The sequence below is a fragment of the Microvirga pudoricolor genome, from assembly GCF_016892705.1.
GTDB classification, from domain to species: Bacteria; Pseudomonadota; Alphaproteobacteria; order Rhizobiales; family Beijerinckiaceae; genus Microvirga; species Microvirga pudoricolor.
This window is the reverse complement of the sequence record NZ_JAFEMB010000004.1, coordinates 217,370-235,204: the sequence shown is the minus strand read 5'-3', so window position 1 is coordinate 235,204 and position 17,835 is coordinate 217,370. Positions and strand designations below refer to the sequence as shown.

Sequence of the window (17,835 nt, the reverse complement as noted above, 5' to 3'; positions counted from 1 at the left end):
AGGACGGAACACAATGAAACGGCGAAACTTTCTCTCCTATCTAACCGCAGGCTTGTTGGCACTTGCCTATCTGCCAGCCTCTGCCCAGGAGCCGGTTCGGATCGGACTGGATGCCGTCCTCACAGGACCTGGCGCAAACAACGGAGAGCGGATACGGGAAGCTGCTCAATGGGCGGTGGATCTCATCAACGAAAAGGGTGGTGTGGCGTTGCCTGATGGCAGCAAGCGTCCCTTCGAACTGGTCGTTGTCGATGACCAAGCGAAGCCGGATGTCGGCCTGAGCGCCATTCGCCGCCTCGTTGGCGACAAATCCATCGTTGCCTTCATGGGCCCGGATTGGTCGAGCGTGACGTATCCCACCCTCTTCGTTGGAGCAGAGGCAGGCATCCCGCAGTTTACATCTTCGGTGGCCCAGCGCATCACACAAGAAGGTCACAAGCACATCTTCCGAGCCCGCTCGACCGATACGGATTGGATGGGAGCCCTAGCTGACTACCTGGTAAAACAGGAAGGCAAGAAAAAGCTTGGAGTCACCTACGCCAACAATGAGTTCGGCCGTTCCGGACGCGATGTTTTCGTGAGGATCCTGAAAGAGGCGCACGGTCTCGATCCGGTCGTCGAGTTGTCTTATGCCGTTGGTGACAAGGACTTTACCTCGGTTGCCGGGCGGATGATCCAGTCCGGCGTCGATGTGGTGGTCAACCTGGGCAACCAACCGGAAGGCGCCCTTCTGGTGAAGGATTTGAACAATCTCGGCTTCACCGGCTTGTTCGCCTTCAACTCGGCCGACAGCATCTTCCTCGACCTGGCCAAGTCGAATGCCGAAGGCGTCGTTGGGCCACTGAGCTGGGTCCACACAAAGCCAGATGATAAATCCAAGGCGTTCAACGAAGCATTCCAAAAGCGCTTCAAGCGAGATCCGATTGGACACTCGGTCATCTACTTCGATGCCGTCAACATGATCGTGGATGCCATCGGCAAGGTTGGCCCGAGCCGAGAGGCGCTTCTCAAGTATCTCAAGTCTCTCGATACATGGGCGGGTGTGCAGGGAACCTATCATCCGTCTGCCCCCACGGGCGACATGATCCATGCGTCTGTCGTCATTCGCTACAACAAGGACCTCGTACCCGAGGTGGTCTCGGTCCGAGACTAATAACGATCAGCGCATCGCCACAAACGGAAAGCCTATGTTCTTTCAACTTGCCACTTCCGGTATCGCGACGGGATGCGCCTATGCGCTCATAGCGCTCGGCTTCGTCATGATCTGGAACACTGCCTCGGTTGTAAATTTCGCTCAAGGTGAGTTTGTGGTGATCGCCATGTTCGTGGCCTTAACCTGCCACGTCACGTTGGGCTGGCCCTTATGGCTGGTCCTTCCCATAGCCGTCCTGATACCCGCTTTGGTTGGCTATGCCACAGAGCGGGTTGTCATCCGACCCGTGATTGGCGCAGCTGAGATGACGGTTGTCACTGTCACGATCGGCCTGCAGATCGTCCTATCGGACGCCGCCAAGATTATTTACGGGGGACAGCCCTACTCGTTCCCTCCATTGATCGAAGGCCGCCCCTTATCCATTCTGGGCATCGTCGTCCCCCGGCAATCTCTCGTGGTCATTGCATCGATGGTCGTCCTGGCCGTCGGCCTCCACTTTCTTTCGCAGAAGACGTCTTTCGGTAAGCGCCTGCGCGCCGTTTCCCAGGATCGTGAAACGGCCAAGCTGATGGGCATCGACGTCAACCGCACGATTGCTGAGGGCTTCGCTCTCAGTGCGGGCATTGCAGGCGTCGCGGGCGTTCTTCTGGCGCCGATCATCTATGTGTCGGCCGGTCTCGGCCTGCCGCTCCTCATCAAGTCCTTCATTGCGGCGATCATCGGCGGCTTCGGCAGCTACATCGGCGCGCTCATTGGCGGCCTTCTAATCGGCGTTCTCGACAATCTCGTCGGCTTCTACATCTCCTCCCACTATCGCGAGGTGTTCACGTTCCTGGTGCTCATTCTTGTTCTTCTGGTCCGGCCACAGGGCCTGTTCCCCCATCATCGATGAGTTCACAGATGAGCCGCCATCATCCTTTCTATCTCGCAGCCATTCTCGCGGCGATCGTCATTCCGCCGTTCCTGTCGGATTACTCCCTCCACCTTGTCATCATGGTGGTGATCTTCGCGATTCTCACCTTGAGCCTCAATCTGATCAGCGGGTATGGCGGATTGATCTCGTTGGGACATGCCGGATTCTTCCTGATCGGATCCTATACATCCGCGCTGCTGTCCGTATACCAGGGCTGGCCCTTCTGGCTTTCCATGCCGACGGCCATCCTGCTGACGGCCACATCGGGTCTGCTCCTAGGCTTCCCGGCTCTGCGTTGGACAGGACACTTTCTGGCGGTGATCACCATCGCATTCGGGTCCATTGCCCAGCTGCTGTCCGTCAACTGGGTCTTCCTGACCAATGGAATTGATGGCGTATCGTCGATCCCCCGCCCTCCCCTGCCCGGCATATCCCTCACGTCGAATGTGAACTATTATTACTTCGTTCTGATATGCTTGGCCTTTATCGTCTACCTGATGATGCGGCTTGTCGCGTCGGGCTTCGGCCGGGCGTTAAGGGCGATCAAGGATGATGAAACGGCGGCCGCCTGCATGGGGATCGATGTCGCCGTCACCAAGGTTTCGGCCTTCGTTATTTCGGCTGCAATTGCAGGATTCGCGGGAGCCTTGTATGCCCACTACATCCGGTTCCTGAACCCAGACAGCTTTTCCCTCGATGTTTCCATCAGAATTTTCATGATGATGATCATCGGCGGCACCGGCAGCATTGCGGGCTCGATCCTGGGAAGCTTCGTGGTTTACGTACTCCCCGAGGTGCTTCGTCCTCTTCAGGATTACTATTACCTCATCTGGGGCGTGATCGTTATTCTCGTCATGCTGTTTCTCCCCGGCGGCCTCATTTCGCTTGGATCTGTCCTCAGGGCCAAGATGGCGGCACGGAGAGACAAGCTGGATCCACAGGTCGGTTCGACGGAGACGCTATCGTGACGACACCGCTCCTTCATGTTGCAGACCTTACGAAGAACTTCGGCGGGCTCACGGCGTTGGCGGGCGTTCACATCGAAGTCCGGTCAGGCACCATTCATGGCCTGATCGGTCCGAACGGTTCTGGCAAGTCGACTTTCATCAATACCGTGACGGGCGTGATTCCTCCCAACAGCGGGCAGATCGTCATCGACGGCCGAAACGTAGCCGGCCTTCGCCCCAATATCGTGAACGCCGCCGGGATCGCCAGGACATTTCAGAACCTTCGTCTCTTCAAGGCGATGTCCGTTCTAGACAACGTCCTTATCGGCGAGCATCGCCACATGGGCTACGGCCTGGGTTCGGCCCTGACCATGCGCAACGGAGAGGCGGAGAGGCATGTCAAAGACGTCGCCATGGGGCTGCTTGCGGATGTCGGCCTGGCACACCGGGCGGAGGCCATATCGGGAAGCCTGCCATATGGTGAGCAGCGCCTGCTGGAAATCGCCCGGGCCTTGGCGACGCAGCCGAAGCTTCTGATGTTGGACGAGCCCCTTGCCGGAATGAACCCGACAGAGATGGATCGAGTCGTCGCGATCCTGCGACGCATCGTTGCGCGCGGAGTCACTATCCTTCTCGTCGAGCATGCGGTCCGGGTCGTGATGTCAGTATGTGACCGCATCAGCGTCCTGAACTTCGGTCGCAACATCGCGGAAGGGAGTCCTCAAGAGATTCAGGGGAACGAGGATGTCGTCGTAGCCTATCTCGGAAGGAGACGGCATGTTGCTTGAGTCAACAAACATCAGCGGCACGCCTCTTCTCGATGTGCACGACCTCGCCGTCAACTTCGGCGGCATTCGGGCCCTGAAGAATGTCCACCTGGAGGTCAAGGGTGGCGAGTTCGTCGCACTCATTGGCGCGAACGGTGCAGGCAAAACAACGACCTTGAAGGCGATCCTCAACGCGGTGACGAAAGCCAGCGGAGAGATCCGCTATCGAGGCCAGCCCACGACGGGGATCCCGACTCATCATCTCGTCCGCATGGGAATCGGCGTCGTCCCGGAAGGACGTCGTGTCTTCGCCGCGTCATCGGTCGTCGAAAATCTTGAACTGGGCGCTCTTGAGCGTACGCCAAAAGGCGAAGCGAGCGCTATCATGGCCAGTGTGTTTGATCTGTTCCCTGTTCTCAAGGAGCGTCGGGGCCAGATGGCCGGATCGTTGTCAGGAGGCGAACAGCAGATGCTGGCCATGGGCCGCGCCCTCATGGGGCGGCCAGAGCTGCTGTTGCTCGATGAGCCCTCCATGGGGCTAGCTCCCAAGTTCGTCGATCGGATTTTTGAGATCCTTAGCGACTTGCGCAAGACCAAGACGACTATTCTGCTCATTGAGCAGAACGCTCTCATGTCGCTAGAGATCGCCGACAAGGCTTTCGTCATCGAACAAGGGCGAACGGTCTTAAGCGGCAGGGCGTCGGATCTGATCGACGATCCAAAGGTCGCCGGAGCCTACCTCGGGCGACCGGAGGAGTAGTCTCCCATGCTGAACGATCCAAACCGCTTTACGGGAGGCGCGATCGTCTCGCGCAAGCGCTTCTCCTGGCCCGATGATGCCCAGCTCGCGGTATGGGTTTGTCCCAATATCGAGCACTATGAATACCTGCCCGACCCCGTCGGCGTGCGCGATCCTTGGCCGCGCTGCCCTCACCCCGATGTCCTCGGCTACGCTACCAAGGATTATGGAAACCGCGTTGGCCTATGGCCGATGTTCGATGTCATGGACTCCTTGGACATCCGCTGCACCGTCTCCCTCAATCTTGCGAACTTTGAGCATTACCCGACGATCTTTGAGGCCTGCGAGCGTCGCAGATGGGACTATATGTGCCACGGTGTCTACAATACGCAATATTTGTGGAATTTGCCTGAAGATGAGGAGCGGGCCATCATCACGGATTGCGTCGAAACATACCGACGGCTGACGGGACGACAACTGGCAGGGTGGTTCTCGCCAGCTGCATCGCACACGCTCAATACGCCCGACCTCGTGGCGGAAGCCGCCATCAAGTACTACTGCGATTTCTATCATGACGATCAGCCCACGCCCATCCGGGTGCGCAACGGCAAGCTTCTGAGCATCCCGTATCAAATGGATCTCAACGACTCGGTCCTCTACGCCAACTCGGGCGAGGGCCCGGAGTTCGAGCTTATTGCCCGCGACATGTTCGATACCCTCTATCGTGAAGGTGCAGATCATCCGCGGGTCATGAACATCGCGGTTCATCCTTACATCATGGGCAGGCCGCACCGCCTGAAATACCTTGAGCGGGCATTGAGTTACATCCGCTCCCATTCAAAAGTCTGGTTCGCGACTGGAGAAGAAATCGCCGATTGGTACAATGCTCAACAAGCCGGGCCAGAAGCTGTCAGGAGTTAGCGACATGCCGACGCAACGCCGCCCTGGAATGGATCATACCATCTACCTCTACTCGGCTCTGCCGGAGCGGCCAGCATTTGCGCTGCCCGGTGGGCGCACAATTGCGGTCTACATTGTTCTCCAAATTGAACACTACGAGCTCACTGCCCCTGAAGGCTCATACCGTGATCCCCGATTCAAAGGAGAGTTTGGAAATTATACCCCGGATTACCGGACATGGTCTTCCCGCGAATATGGCAACCGCGTGGGCCTGTATCGTGTGCTCAGCGTCCTGGACCAGTTGCAGATTCCGGTCACAGCGGCAGTCGGAGCCGGGGCCATCGAGGCTCATCCCGAAATCGTCGGTGAAATCGCCTCCCGCGGGTACGAGGTTATTGCTCATGGATTGACCGCCAATCGCATGATCACCAGCCGGATGAGCCGAGACGAGGAAGCTTCCCATATCCGCAACTCCCGGGATGCAGTCGCGGCTGCCTTCGGCAAACCACCCGAAGGATGGCTATCTCAGGATTTCGGCACAACGCCCTCGACGTCGGAACTGCTCAGCGCCTGCGGATTTTCATACACGCTCGATTGGTCCAACGATGAGCAACCGTATCGGCACAATGGCGCTCGGGGCTTGGTCGCCCTTCCGGCACCGAGTGAGTGGGATGACGTTCAGTCCATCTGGCTCCGTAAGCTTCCAGCCCATCGGTTTCCCATTCTCGTATCGGATGCCCTGGATGGTCTTTCTGCCGTTTCAGCATCAAACGCGCGCTCCATCGCGATTGGGGTGCATCCCTGGGTGTTCGGTTCGCCTCACCGCATCCGCTACCTTCAGGAGACCTTGGAGCTCGTCAAAGCCCACCCTGGCGTCGAAATGATGACAGCGGGAGCCTTGGTCGATCACTTCAATAGCTTGGATCCCGCTCAAACGGGCCGGCAGGAGACATAAGACATGGACCATGTTCGAAACGACGAAGTGTCGCAGTGGTGGCGGACATCGATCACCGAAGTGAAACCAAATTCCATCAGGTTACGCGGATATGCGGTCGAGGAGCTGATCGGCCGGATCGGCTTCATCGACATGTTATGGCTTTTGGTACGAGGTGACCTACCGACGGCACCGCAAGCGCGTCTCCTGGAATCGGCCATGCTTGGAGGTGTCGATCACGGTCCCCATGCACCAAGTATCGCTATTGCCCGTATGGCTGTCACCTGCGGCGTCGGCATGAACACGGCGGTTGCGGAGGGTATCGGTGTTCTGGGCGACATACACGGGGGTGCGATCGAGCAATCCATGGAATTGCTCCGAGGTCTGGTTAATGATGAGACGTCAACGGGAGATCTGTTATCCCTCGGCCAGGACGTTTTCGAGCGCTCACAGGCCTATGGTGGGTTCGTCCCCGGCTATGGCCACCGCTTTCATAAGCGTGATCCCCGATCGCCTCGGGTCCTGGAACTCGCTTCGCAGGCGGCTCAGGAAGGCGTCATCGACGGGAAATTCGTGCATATGGCGCAAAGGGTCGAGGACGCGATTGCAGCCGTCAAGGGAAAGCCCATCCCTATGAACGTCGATGCGGCCGCGGGCGCCGTCTACCTTGAACTCGGATTTGAGCCGCCCATGGGGCGCGCTCTTTTAGTTCTCTCGCGTAGCCTTGGCGTCATAGCGCACGCCTGGGAGCAGAGTGGCCGCAAGGAGCGCATCAAGGGGCCAGTGCCAAAGTCATCTGATTATGCCTATGAAGGTCCTGCTCCTCGCTCATTGATCGACCGCTGAGGTAGTGCCATGAAGGCGGTCGTTCTGAATGGCGGTCGAACCATTGAGCATTTGCATATGGTCGACCGGGAAAAGCCGGAACCCAATCCTGGACAGGTCCTGGTGCGCATTCGGGCCACCTCCCTCAACTACCGCGATTATGAGATCATTACGGGTTCTTTTAATAGGGAGTTCCCCCTTCCGCTTGTGCCCCTGTCGGACTGTGCAGGCGACATCGTTGTTGTCGGCAAGGATGTCACGCGAGTGAAAATTGGGGACAGGGTTTGTGGTACGTTTTGGCAGGGTTGGTATGGGGGGCCGTCCGAACTTGCCGACCCTACGCGTCAACTTGGAGGCGCCATGCAGGGCGTCCTGGCGGAATACGTTGCGCTCGATCAAGACGGCGTAGTCCAGTTCCCAAACCATCTTTCTTACGAGGAAGCGGCGACTCTTCCCTGTGCCGCTGTCACGGCTTGGCATGCGCTCGTGACCGAAGGTCACCTCAAGGCTGGTGACGATGTCCTGATCCAGGGCACGGGAGGCGTTTCAGTATTCGCATTGCAGTTCGCTGTCATGTCGGGCGCACGCGCGATCGTCTTGTCAAGCAGTCAAGTGAAGTGTGAGCAGGCACTACAACTCGGCGCAGCGACCACAATCAATTATCGAGAGGAACCCAACTGGTCCAATTCTGTTCTTGCGTTTACTCGCGGCCGAGGAGTGGACCACGTCGTCGAAGTGGGAGGTCCTGAGACCCTTACGCAGTCACTACTGGCTCTCCGCCTTGCTGGTCAGATCAACGTAGTCGGCTACCTTGGTGGGGTCGACGGTCGAATCGACCCACTGATGATCTTCCGGCGTCGAGCACGCGTGCGGGGGATTTCGGTAGGCTCAAAACAATCCTTTTCAGACATGAACCGTGCGATAGAGACCAATGGGATGCGTCCCGTCATCGACTCGGTATTCGATTGGAAGGATGTTGGCGAGGCATTGCTAAAGCTGAAGAGTGGACGCCATTTTGGAAAGATCGTGCTCACAGTCGGAAGTTGATGAGTTGCTACGTTTTACTTCCGATTGATTGCTGCAACGGTAGACTTGCGAAGGCTCCGTCCCAGCAAGCCACCAATCGTAACTGCTTAGCAGCGTCGCAGTGGCTGTGGCAGCCTATCGACGGTTAGTCGAGTAGTCATCTCGGTTTCGATCGTCCAGTGCCGTCGCTTTCGTTGCCTCATTTATAGTGCGGTGAGCACTGTGATGCGTATCATAATAGCCAGTCTGGCGCATGCGCACTATTCGACCACAAGCAACAGTTATACTATACGAATTCGAAAACGTTGAGCAACATCGATCCGTCACCTTCCCTTATGTGACAGACAGCAAGACTCCAACCAAGAATGGCCAATCGCTTTAGTCTAAGTCGATGTGTGAAGTTTATGATCTCAGGAAGAGCACGACACTTCCATCTGGCTTCAGACTACTACCGGGGCTAATTGCCTCGTCGAGCAGATATCCGCACAAGATCGAGCCCGTAAGGAGACCCAGCGAATGGACGTTAGTGATCTAAATCCAAACAATGGACGCCAGAGCGCACCTTTCGATCCTGCCTCGCATGGATGGGTGTCTATTGCAGACGACGGCTTCATTGGTCTTGTCGGCCCAATCTGGCAAAAATCCACCGAGAGTGGAATGCGTTTCGCGTTCCTGTCGGATTCGAAGCATCATAACCGGCGAGGTGTCGTCCATGGTGGGATGATCATGACTTTTGCCGATCGTGCGCTAGGAATGACGGCGCGTCATCATACCGGCAACAAGCCTCATGCGACAATTCAATTGGATGTTCAATTTTTGGATGCAGTACAGATCGGTGAGTTCATCGAGTCTCGAGCCGAAGTCGTGCGCCAGACACGCTCGCTTATTTTTATGAAGGCCGATCTCATCGTCGGGACCCGAGTGGTTGCAGCCGCCAACGGCATCTGGAAAATTCTGGTGCGCGAATAGTCTGCTCGGTATCAGTGCCCGGACTTATGGGATGAAGCCAACTCAAGCGATTGCAGATCGCTCCACTCTGAGTTCACGAAGAAGATGTGTTGGACTCGAAGAGCATGAGTAAGGATCGCGACTGCTACTGACCTGACCGGGGTTTTGGACCAGGCATATTGAGAGCCTACTGCATGATTGCGGACGTGGGTAGCTGCTATGTGATCGCCTCCAGTGTCACTGGTGCAGGCGGCCGGTAGCCCAAAAATGCGTGAGGCCGCACGCGGTTGTAGTGATCGCGCCAAGCGCCAATGATCACCTGAGCCTCCTTGAGGCTGTAGAAGATCTCCAGCTTCAGGCACTCGTCCCTGAGCTTACTGTTGAAATTATCGCAGTATCCGTTCTCCCAAGGACTGCCAGGCTCAATGTACAGTGTCTTGTTGCCGAGCTGCGCAAGCCACTCCCGCAAAGCCCGGGCGACCATCTCGGGGCCGTTGTCGCAACGAACATGCTCCGGCATGCCCTTGGCCAGCATGACGTCAGCCAACGTCTCAATCACCCCGAAGCTGTTGATCCGCCGCGCCACCTTCAGGGCCAGGCACTCCCGCGTGAACTCGTCAATCAGGGTCATGATCCGCAGGCTCCTCCCGTCATGGGTGTGGCTCTCGACAAAGTCGAAGCTCCAGACGTGATTGGCTCTTTCAGGTCGTAGTCGGATGCAGGAGCCGTCATTGAGCCAGAGCCGAGCACGAGGCTTGTGCTTCTTGGGAACCTTGAGCCCCTCGCGGCGCCAGATGCGCTGCACCCGATCCCGCCCCACCTTCCAGCCGATCCGCTGCAGCAAGGCGGTGATCCGCCGGTAGCCGTACCGCTCATACTGCGAAGCGAGTGCGAGGATGGGCACATAGCGCTGTGCCCCTCGCGGCTGGCTGACAAGGCGGCAGGCGTGGCGCTCCGAGAGGCCGTACTTCTCCCGAATGCGGCTCACCACCTGCCGGCGTCGCTCGGGGCTTACAAGTTTTGCTGACGCTGCCCCTCGGGTCCCTGCGAGATGTCCTTGAAGATCTGCTTCTCCAGGGAGAGGTCGGCCACAAGCCGGCGCAAGCGGGCGTTCTCCCGCTCCAGATCCTTAGGCGCCGAGCCTGCTCGATCTGCAGGCCGCCATACTCCTTGCGCCAGCGGAAGTAGCTCTGCTCCGAGATGGCAGCGTCCTTGCAGGCGAGCGCGATGCTCTTGCCTTGAGCCAACTGCACTTCGATCTGGCGCAGCTTCGCGATGATCTGCTCCGAACTAAACCTCTCCTTCAGCATGGGGGGCTCCTTGTTCCAGGTCAATTCTCTCAATCAACCTAGTCCAATTCCACCCAGTCAGGTCAGTCTTGGTCGACGATAAAGCCGCCCTTCCGGCGGGCGTCTTCGGGGTCTCGAAGCCTGCTCCCTTCACCGATTTCCCCCGAAGGAAGCAGCCGGAGCGAACTCTATCCTGGCAAGGCAGATGGATGGAGTCCAAGAATGCGGCACTTAACCGGAAAATCACATCAAATGATGTTACATTGTAGTAAAACAATGTTTTGATTGTGGCATTTTGACGACTTCCCCAAAGTTGTATTGCATAAATCAGGTACATCACGTCAAAGGCAAGAAGCTATAGTCTTTTGCATCGTGAGCGAGCTTGTCCGTGATCAATACCAGCGTTCCTGTCTCGTCAGGCCTCATGCTGAGCGTGTCTGTTTTCTCGATCCTGGTCTCGTTAGAGCCCGCAAATGCGCAAATCTTTTATGAGATCGGCAAGACCTATCCGAGCGTTCATCTAAGGTCGATCGGCACGAACGGCGCCGATGGGAGTTCGGGCCTCTTCTCGACGGATGATGCGACGGACGGGGTGACCCCGGCACCCCTCGCCTTGACCAACCGCGGCACGATCCAGGCCCAGGTCGGATTGACGGTAGGGGTCGTGAACATGGCGTCCTACGGTGGTGACGGCGGGAAGGGCAGCGGTCTCGCGGCTGCGGCTCCTGGCGGCAACGGCAGTACCGTCACGTTTATGAATGAAGGCATGCTGCGGGATCTCGGCAGTCCTGGTGTCCAGGCATCTTTCCCTCTGGTCTGGCTTTTCTCCCAAGGCGGGGATGGTGGCGATGCGGTCCTCGACTCCAGCGACAACGGGCGCCGTCCGCCGGGGGCCGGTGGACGCGGCGGGGACATTGCCTTCAAGACGAATGCTTCGATGGCGTCAGGACGGCTGGCGAGCCTCGTGACTCTGGGAAGCCTGGGTGGCGCGTCGGGGATTGGCGGGAACTTCCTGCTCGGCCAGACGCGCCCCGGCACCGCCAAGGCCGGGATGGGCGGAACGGTGTCGGCGATCGTGGATGCGGGAGCAACCCTTCAATCGACCAATTCAGGCGCTCCTAACAGCGCGCCCGTGACGGTGCTGCGCCTGTACTCCCAGGGCGGTCAAGGCGCGGCCGGAGGGGATACGAACGGCTTCCTGACCTTCCCGACCCACGGAAATCTCGGCGGCGACGGTGGCATCACCAGCCTGACACTGGGAGGAAGCATTGAGACCCAAGGCCGCAACTCGCTGGCCATCTACCTGTCGTCTCTCGGCGGACGCGGTGGAGATGGCGGAAACGATGGCGGCGTTCTCGATTCGACGCCTGGGAACGGCGGGATGGGTGGCACCCTCGGAAAGGCGCAGCTGAGCATCCTGCCGGGGGGCGGCGTCTCCACCAGCCAGGATGATGCGCCGGCTGTTCTCGTGGAATCCGTCGGCGGCGCGGGCGGCAATGGCGGGCGGGCCACGGCCTTTGGGGCCGTTATCAAAGTCGGCGGGTCAGGCGGGTCCGGTGGAGGCGCCAACGACACCGCCTCGGATCCTTCCGTTCAAGTCGCCAATAGCGGCACCGTCACGACGCTCGGGTCGCGGGCGCCTGCCGTCTCCCTCCAGAGCGTTGGCGGAAACGGCGGCATCGGAACGCCGGACGGCGGCTCCACGGCAGGCGGGGGCTACGGCGGAAGCGGCGGGCAAGTTGTCATGTCCAACAACGGCCTGATCTCGACGAAAGGCGATTACTCCTTCGCGATTTTCGCGCAAAGCGTCGGCGGAACCGGTGGTCTCGGCGGCAGCGGCAACTTCCTGAATTTCGGTGGCGCGCCCGGCGGCAATGCGGGGACGGGCGGACGCGTCTCGATCGTCAACGAAGGGACGGTCACGACTGCCGGATCAGGCGCGAGCGCGGTCGTGGCCCAGAGCGTCGGTGGCGGGGATGCCCTCGCGGCCTTTCAGATCGCCGATGACATCAAGAACCAGACCATCAAGGGTGGTGGCGATGGCGGCCAGTCCGCATGGGGCTTCTTTGCCGCAAAGGGCGGCAATGGGGGGTCGGGCGGCGACGGAGGAGCGGTCACCATCCAAAACTCCGGCGACGTGAAGACGGAGGGCGAGAACGCCTTCGGGTTCCTTGCCCAGAGCGTCGGCGGCGGCGGTGGGGTCGGCGGTTCGGCGAAGTCGGGGGGTCTCGGCTTCACCGTCGCCATTGGCGGCGGCGGCGGCTCTGGCGGCAAGGGCGGCGCCGTCACGCTCGAGCCGTCCGACGGGGGCTCGGTCACGACCTCGGGCGTGGGCTCAGCTGCGATTTTTGGCCAAAGCGTGGGCGGCAAGGGTGGGGTGGCGGGCGATGCCACCGGCACGTCCTTTGGTATCATCACGGATTGGACGCTCGCCATCGGCGGAGATGGTGGCGGAGGCGGCAACGGCGGCGCCGTCACGCTGTCCAACACCTCAAACCTGAAGACGACCGGATCAAACGCGTTCGGCCTCCTCGGCCAGAGCATCGGCGGAGGCGGCGGTATGGCCGGATCCGCTACTGCGAACGCGACAGTCCTCTCCGCAGGCGGGTTGCCGTCGATCGCCATGACGTTTGCGTTCGGCGGGAGCGGAGGTACGGGCGGAACGGGTGGAGCCGTGACGCTCGGCAACAATGCCGGCATCACCACGGCAGGTACGCAATCCGGCGCGGTCCAAGCGCTCAGCCTCGGCGGCGGCGGCGGCATCGCCGCCTCGGCTCAAACGAGTAACCAGCTCCTCGGCGCGACTTTGAACATCGGCGCCAGCGTCGCTCTGGGGGGCTCGGGCGGCAGTGGCGGCGGTGGCGGGAACGTCAAGGTCGCGAATTCCGGGTATCTCACCACGAGCGGCCAGTTTTCCAATGGACTGTCGGCCGCCAGCATCGGCGGAGGCGGCGGCATCGGCGGCCTTGCCAATACCTCCACAGTGGTCGGAGTCGAGAACAAGCAGCTCAACACGTATGTGGGGATGCTCTCGCTGGCGGATTCCATCACGGCGAACATCGCGATCGGTGGGTCTGGCGGCGCAGGGGGTAAGGGCGGCACCGTTACCGTCACCAATAGTGGCGGCATCCTGACCAACGGAAGCAACTCCACCGGCATCTTCGCGCAAAGCATCGGCAAGGGCGGCGGAATGGCCGGAGGTTTCAACGGTGGCGGAGAGGGAACGCTTTCCGCCAACGTGACCATCGGAGGGAAAGGCGGCGGAGCAGGACAAGGTGGGGACGTCACCGTGAACAACCTCGCGAAAGGGCGCGTCGAGACGAGGTCCGAGGGCTCGCACGGAATCCTGGCGCAGAGCGTCGGCGGTGGCGGTGGCATGGGCGGAGGCTTTACGGGGACGCAGAAGGGCACACCCGATTTCACCATAGGCTACCTCACGCAGCTCGTGAAAGAGTTCAGCAAGTACTATAAAATAAATGCGGACATTAAGAAGGTTATCGACAGCGAGCCTGATCGGAAGAAGTTTTTCAAGGGCATCAAGGACGCCATGGTCGGCTTCGATGCCGATATGTTCAACGGCAACAAGCCGGTCGACGAAAGACTCATGAAGGCCGGCTTCTTTGCGGCCACGCAGATCGCGACCCGCCGATATAAGGAGAACATCGAGAAGTACAACAAAGAGCTGGAAAAGGGACAGATCAAGGTTCCCAATGCAGGCCTGACCGTCAGTGTGGGCGGCTCCGGCGGCGCTGGAACCAACGGCGGCGACGTGACATTGGCCAATGACGGCGAGGTTGTAACAGCGGGCGCGAATTCGTACGGTGTCCTGGCCCAGAGTGTCGGCGGCGGCGGCGGCTCCGGCGGGGGGGCCTATGCGAACGGAAACAACAAGCTGAACGCGACGATCGCCATCGGCGGCAACGGAGCCGGTGGGGGGCTCGGCGGAAGGGTCAGCGTCACCAACCATGGGGCGATAGCAACCGAAGGACAATCCTCCTTCGGCATTCTTGCGCAAAGCGTGGGCGGCGGTGGCGGCATTGGCGGCGCTTCGGCCAATGCCGATACTCTTTCGCTGTCACTCAATGTCGGCGTCGGGGGCAAGGGTGGACAGGCCACCAAGGCGCAGCCCTCGATCTCCGACGGCGGTCAGGTCACGGTTACCAACACCAGGTCGGTTTCAACTCAGGGCGCCAACGCGCACGGCATCGTTGCGCAATCCATCGGCGGTGGAGGTGGCACCTTCTTCTCGAACGCGGCAGATCCCCTGAAACGGCAGTACTTCGTCTCCAGCCAGTCGACCGAGGAACAGGATGCTCTGCAGGCCGCCGAGAAGCTTTTGAAGAAACTCGGCGCCGTTACGTCGGGGGATGCGACCTACAATCCCAACACCACGATCCTCCCGAAACCGTCCCTGGATCTGAAATTCGGCGGCGAAGGCTATGTCGGGGGAAATGGCGGAGCCGTCACCATCGACCACAAGGGGGTCGTCAGCACGGCCGGTCGAGGCGCTTTCGGACTTCTTGCGCAATCCATTGGCGGAGGCGGCGGCCTCGGCGGGAACACTGACACGAAAGAAGTTGGCGTCGCCAAGGTGAAGGTTGGAATTGGCGGCTCGGGCGGGGCAGCCGGTAACGGCGGCGCAATAGAGGTGAAGCTCGCTGCGGGCTCGTCCGTGAGCACCACCGGGAACGATTCCAGTGCAATCGTGCTGCAATCCATCGGCGGCGGCGGAGGCTACGCCGGGAGTTGGGACAGCGGTGGACAGGCGGACCAGCCGATGACCTACGAGTTCCTCAATGGATCGAGCGGCAACGGCGGAAAGATCACGGTCACGTCTGCCGATGACGGGTTCACCACCATCACGACCACGGGCGAGCAGTCGCACGGCATTCACGCGCAGAGCCTCGGCGGGGGCGGCGGTCTTGTCGCCAACGCGAACAGTGCTTTCGTCAAGGACGTGACCCGAAAGGAGAATCGGTCGGGCACCATCGGCCAAGGCGGCATCATTGACATCAAAACGCGCGGTCTGATCGATACGTCCGGCAAGGACAGCGACGGCATATTCGCTCAAAGCGGCGTCCAGGCGAATATCAGGAACCTCGATCCGTCGAAGGCAGGTGCAAACATTACGATCCGTCATGCAGGCACCCTTTCGGGCGGTTCGGGAACCGGCGCCGCCGTCCGCATCGATGGAGGAGCCTCCAACACGCTGACCATCGACAGCGGCTCGCTGGTCAGCGCGCTCTCGGGCACGGCTATATCCGCTTCCTTCGGTCGTGAGACTGTTGAAAACCAAGGCATGATCCAAGGGAGCGTCGACCTGGCAAGCGGCAGGACCAACGAGGTCAATGCGTTCAACAACCAGCAGGGCGGCTATGTGGATCCGACTGGTGCGAGCGGCAGCGGAATCCTCTATCTCGGCGCCAGAGGAACTTTCACGAACGAAGGCACGCTCCATGCAGGCGGGCCGCGTCTGGGCACGTCGCTGACAGGCAACTTCAAACAGACCTCCGCTGGTATCCTATCGGTCGAGATCGATCAGGAGAGCCCAGATCAGGCGCCTGTTTCGGGCCGCCTCAGCGTGACGGGATCGGCCGAGGTGGAGGGGGCCATCTCTCCAACGATTTCGGCGCTGCTGCCCGACCGCTATGAGGTATTGCGGGCCACCAAGACGTTGACGTCGAGCGCGAATGTCAGCGGACCCGGCCGCCTCAGCGAGGTGGTTCCGATCACCTGGGACGTGAGCCGGTCCGGTCAAAGCCTGTATATCACGCCCAGTGCCAACTTCACATCGCCGCAAGGGATTGCTCTCTCCAGGAACCAAATCAATGCCGCGCAGCATCTGCAGTCCTCTTGGAATGCACGCTCCATTGCCCAGGCGCCACTCTTCGCACGCTTCGCGCATATCGGTTCGGCCGGAGAATACATGAAGGCCCTGAGCGCCTTCATACCTGAGGATGTCGGCAGCGCCGTCGTTGCACAGACCAGCCAGTCGCGAACATCCCTCGGCTCCGTGATGAGCTGTCCGAGCTTCGTCGACGCGGGGACCCTTCTTCAGGAGGGCGACTGCGCCTGGGGCCGGATAACGGCAAGCCGAACCTCTCAGTTCGGCTCCACGGACGTGACTGGCTACAAGCTTGATGGGGTCGATGCGCGGATCGGCTATCAGCGCGAATTCGCTCCCGATTGGTTTACGGGCTTGTCGGCATCCTACGGACGCAAGTCGTTGTCGGTCACCGGCCGCACGTCGAAGGTGGATGGCGACGCCGCTGATGTTTCCGTGTCGCTGAAGCGTCAGCTCGGGAACTGGCTGCTCGCGGGTTCCCTCAACCTCGGCTACGGCTGGTACGACCACAGCCGCCTCAATGAGGTCGGGCCCATGCGCTGGATGACGACGAGCGACAGCGAGACGCTGACGGCAGGTGCGCGGTTCAGGGCGAGTTATGAATTCGCGTACTCATCCTGGTACGTGCGTCCCTATCTTGACCTTGACGTCCTCTACAGCCACACGCCGCGCTATATGGAAACCGGACCGGCAGGTTTCGCTCTGGCGGTCGACCGCCGCCAGGATCTGATCTTCGCCGCGAGCCCGAACATCGAAGTCGGCGGACGCATCGACTTGTCCGAGCAGCTTTGGCTCCGCCCATACGCCAGCGTCGGCGTGACTTTCCTAACGGATGACGAGTTCACCAGCCGTGTTCGGTTGCAAGGATCAACGGATCCGTTCGGTGGGTACGACGCAAGCGCTCGCCTCCCCAACTTTCTCGGCGACGTCTCGGGTGGCGTCCAGATCTTCAGCACCTCAGGATACGAGCTGAAGGCCGAGTACAAGGCCCAGTTCGGTGAGGACTACCTTGGTCAGGAGGGAAGCCTTCGCTTCGCCGTCAGGTTCTGACGGTTATCCACGAGAGTCCCCAAGAGCACTCTTCGGCGGAGGAGCCCCAACCTACCGTCAACAATGCTTGACCGCGAAGAAGAAGCCTCACCCCAGGCGATAGGATTCAGGCCCAACCTGGGTTCTTTCATGAGAGAGTTGGATCCAGATGTACGCATGGATCATCGCATAGGGGAGTTCCGCCTTCGATAAGGAGCGTTTCGCGCTTTCAGTCCGGCTAGCGGAGAGTTTTCTCGCAGGCGCTCAATCTACCGACCTCCAGAAAGCGTGCCGCGTTGAATGCCTTCAGGGTCGCCCCCAAACGGAAGGCGACGATCTCAGCCTCACGTGCATGGAGATTGCAGGTGTCGATGTAGAGGTGGCTTTGCTCTCTTTCGTGATCTCAACGATGACTGGCGGGTCGCCCGGCTCCGTGGCAGCCGCTGGACTCGTCGCCTTAGACCGGTTCCCAGCAGTACCTCAGGCATAAGTTTGTCCAGTAGGTTTTCGGTTGGATCGA

General features: G+C 59.9%; 11 protein-coding genes and 1 pseudogene. 11 read left to right on the top strand and 1 reads right to left on the bottom strand.

Translation table 11 applies throughout. The annotated features are described in order from the left end of the window. Nucleotides 1-13: 13 nt before the first annotated feature. The 10 genes from ILT42_RS14990 (at nucleotide 14) to ILT42_RS14945 (ending at nucleotide 9,173) form a co-directional block, all read left to right on the top strand. Nucleotides 14-1,153, top strand: a complete 1,140-nt coding sequence (locus tag ILT42_RS14990) for an ABC transporter substrate-binding protein (RefSeq protein WP_204216427.1) — start codon at nucleotides 14-16, stop codon at nucleotides 1,151-1,153. A 34-nt stretch (nucleotides 1,154-1,187) separates the two neighbouring features. Next, nucleotides 1,188-2,045 carry a branched-chain amino acid ABC transporter permease gene (locus ILT42_RS14985; RefSeq protein WP_204216426.1) on the top strand — a complete coding sequence of 286 codons (858 nt, stop codon included), beginning with the start codon at nucleotides 1,188-1,190 and terminating at the stop codon, nucleotides 2,043-2,045. 101 nt (nucleotides 2,046-2,146) lie between these two features. Then, nucleotides 2,147-3,034 (top strand): branched-chain amino acid ABC transporter permease, encoded by an 888-nt coding sequence (locus ILT42_RS14980; RefSeq protein ID WP_204216425.1) that lies wholly within the window; start codon nucleotides 2,147-2,149, stop codon nucleotides 3,032-3,034. Further along, nucleotides 3,031-3,801, top strand: coding sequence for an ABC transporter ATP-binding protein (locus ILT42_RS14975; protein ID WP_204216424.1), 771 nt, complete (start codon nucleotides 3,031-3,033; stop codon nucleotides 3,799-3,801). The genes ILT42_RS14980 and ILT42_RS14975 overlap by 4 nt, the downstream gene beginning before the upstream one ends. Next, a complete protein-coding gene (locus ILT42_RS14970; RefSeq protein WP_204216423.1) occupies nucleotides 3,791-4,540 on the top strand; it encodes an ABC transporter ATP-binding protein in 750 nt (249 codons plus the stop codon). The genes ILT42_RS14975 and ILT42_RS14970 overlap by 11 nt, the downstream gene beginning before the upstream one ends. 6 nt (nucleotides 4,541-4,546) lie before the next feature. After that, nucleotides 4,547-5,440: a polysaccharide deacetylase family protein gene (locus tag ILT42_RS14965; protein WP_204216422.1), complete on the top strand. Its 894-nt coding sequence runs from the start codon at nucleotides 4,547-4,549 to the stop codon at nucleotides 5,438-5,440. A gap of 4 nt (nucleotides 5,441-5,444) precedes the next feature. Further along, nucleotides 5,445-6,374 carry a polysaccharide deacetylase family protein gene (locus ILT42_RS14960; protein ID WP_204216421.1) on the top strand — a complete coding sequence of 310 codons (930 nt, stop codon included), beginning with the start codon at nucleotides 5,445-5,447 and terminating at the stop codon, nucleotides 6,372-6,374. Nucleotides 6,375-6,377: 3 nt separating this feature from the next. Continuing rightward, complete coding sequence (locus ILT42_RS14955) at nucleotides 6,378-7,199, top strand: citryl-CoA lyase (RefSeq protein WP_204216420.1); 822 nt, start codon at nucleotides 6,378-6,380, stop codon at nucleotides 7,197-7,199. A 9-nt stretch (nucleotides 7,200-7,208) separates the two neighbouring features. Then, complete coding sequence (locus ILT42_RS14950; RefSeq protein WP_204216419.1) at nucleotides 7,209-8,225, top strand: zinc-dependent alcohol dehydrogenase family protein; 1,017 nt, start codon at nucleotides 7,209-7,211, stop codon at nucleotides 8,223-8,225. A 495-nt stretch (nucleotides 8,226-8,720) separates the two neighbouring features. After that, a complete protein-coding gene (locus ILT42_RS14945) occupies nucleotides 8,721-9,173 on the top strand; it encodes a PaaI family thioesterase (RefSeq protein ID WP_204216418.1) in 453 nt (150 codons plus the stop codon). 196 nt (nucleotides 9,174-9,369) lie between these two features. On the opposite strand, the pseudogene ILT42_RS14940 reads toward ILT42_RS14945, so the two are convergent. After that, nucleotides 9,370-10,462: pseudogene (locus tag ILT42_RS14940) on the bottom strand (IS3 family transposase). Nucleotides 10,463-10,829: 367 nt separating this feature from the next. On the opposite strand from ILT42_RS14940, the gene ILT42_RS14935 reads away from it, so the two are divergent. Next, complete coding sequence (locus ILT42_RS14935) at nucleotides 10,830-17,336, top strand: autotransporter outer membrane beta-barrel domain-containing protein (RefSeq protein WP_204216417.1); 6,507 nt, start codon at nucleotides 10,830-10,832, stop codon at nucleotides 17,334-17,336. The last annotated feature ends 499 nt before the right edge of the window (nucleotides 17,337-17,835 follow it).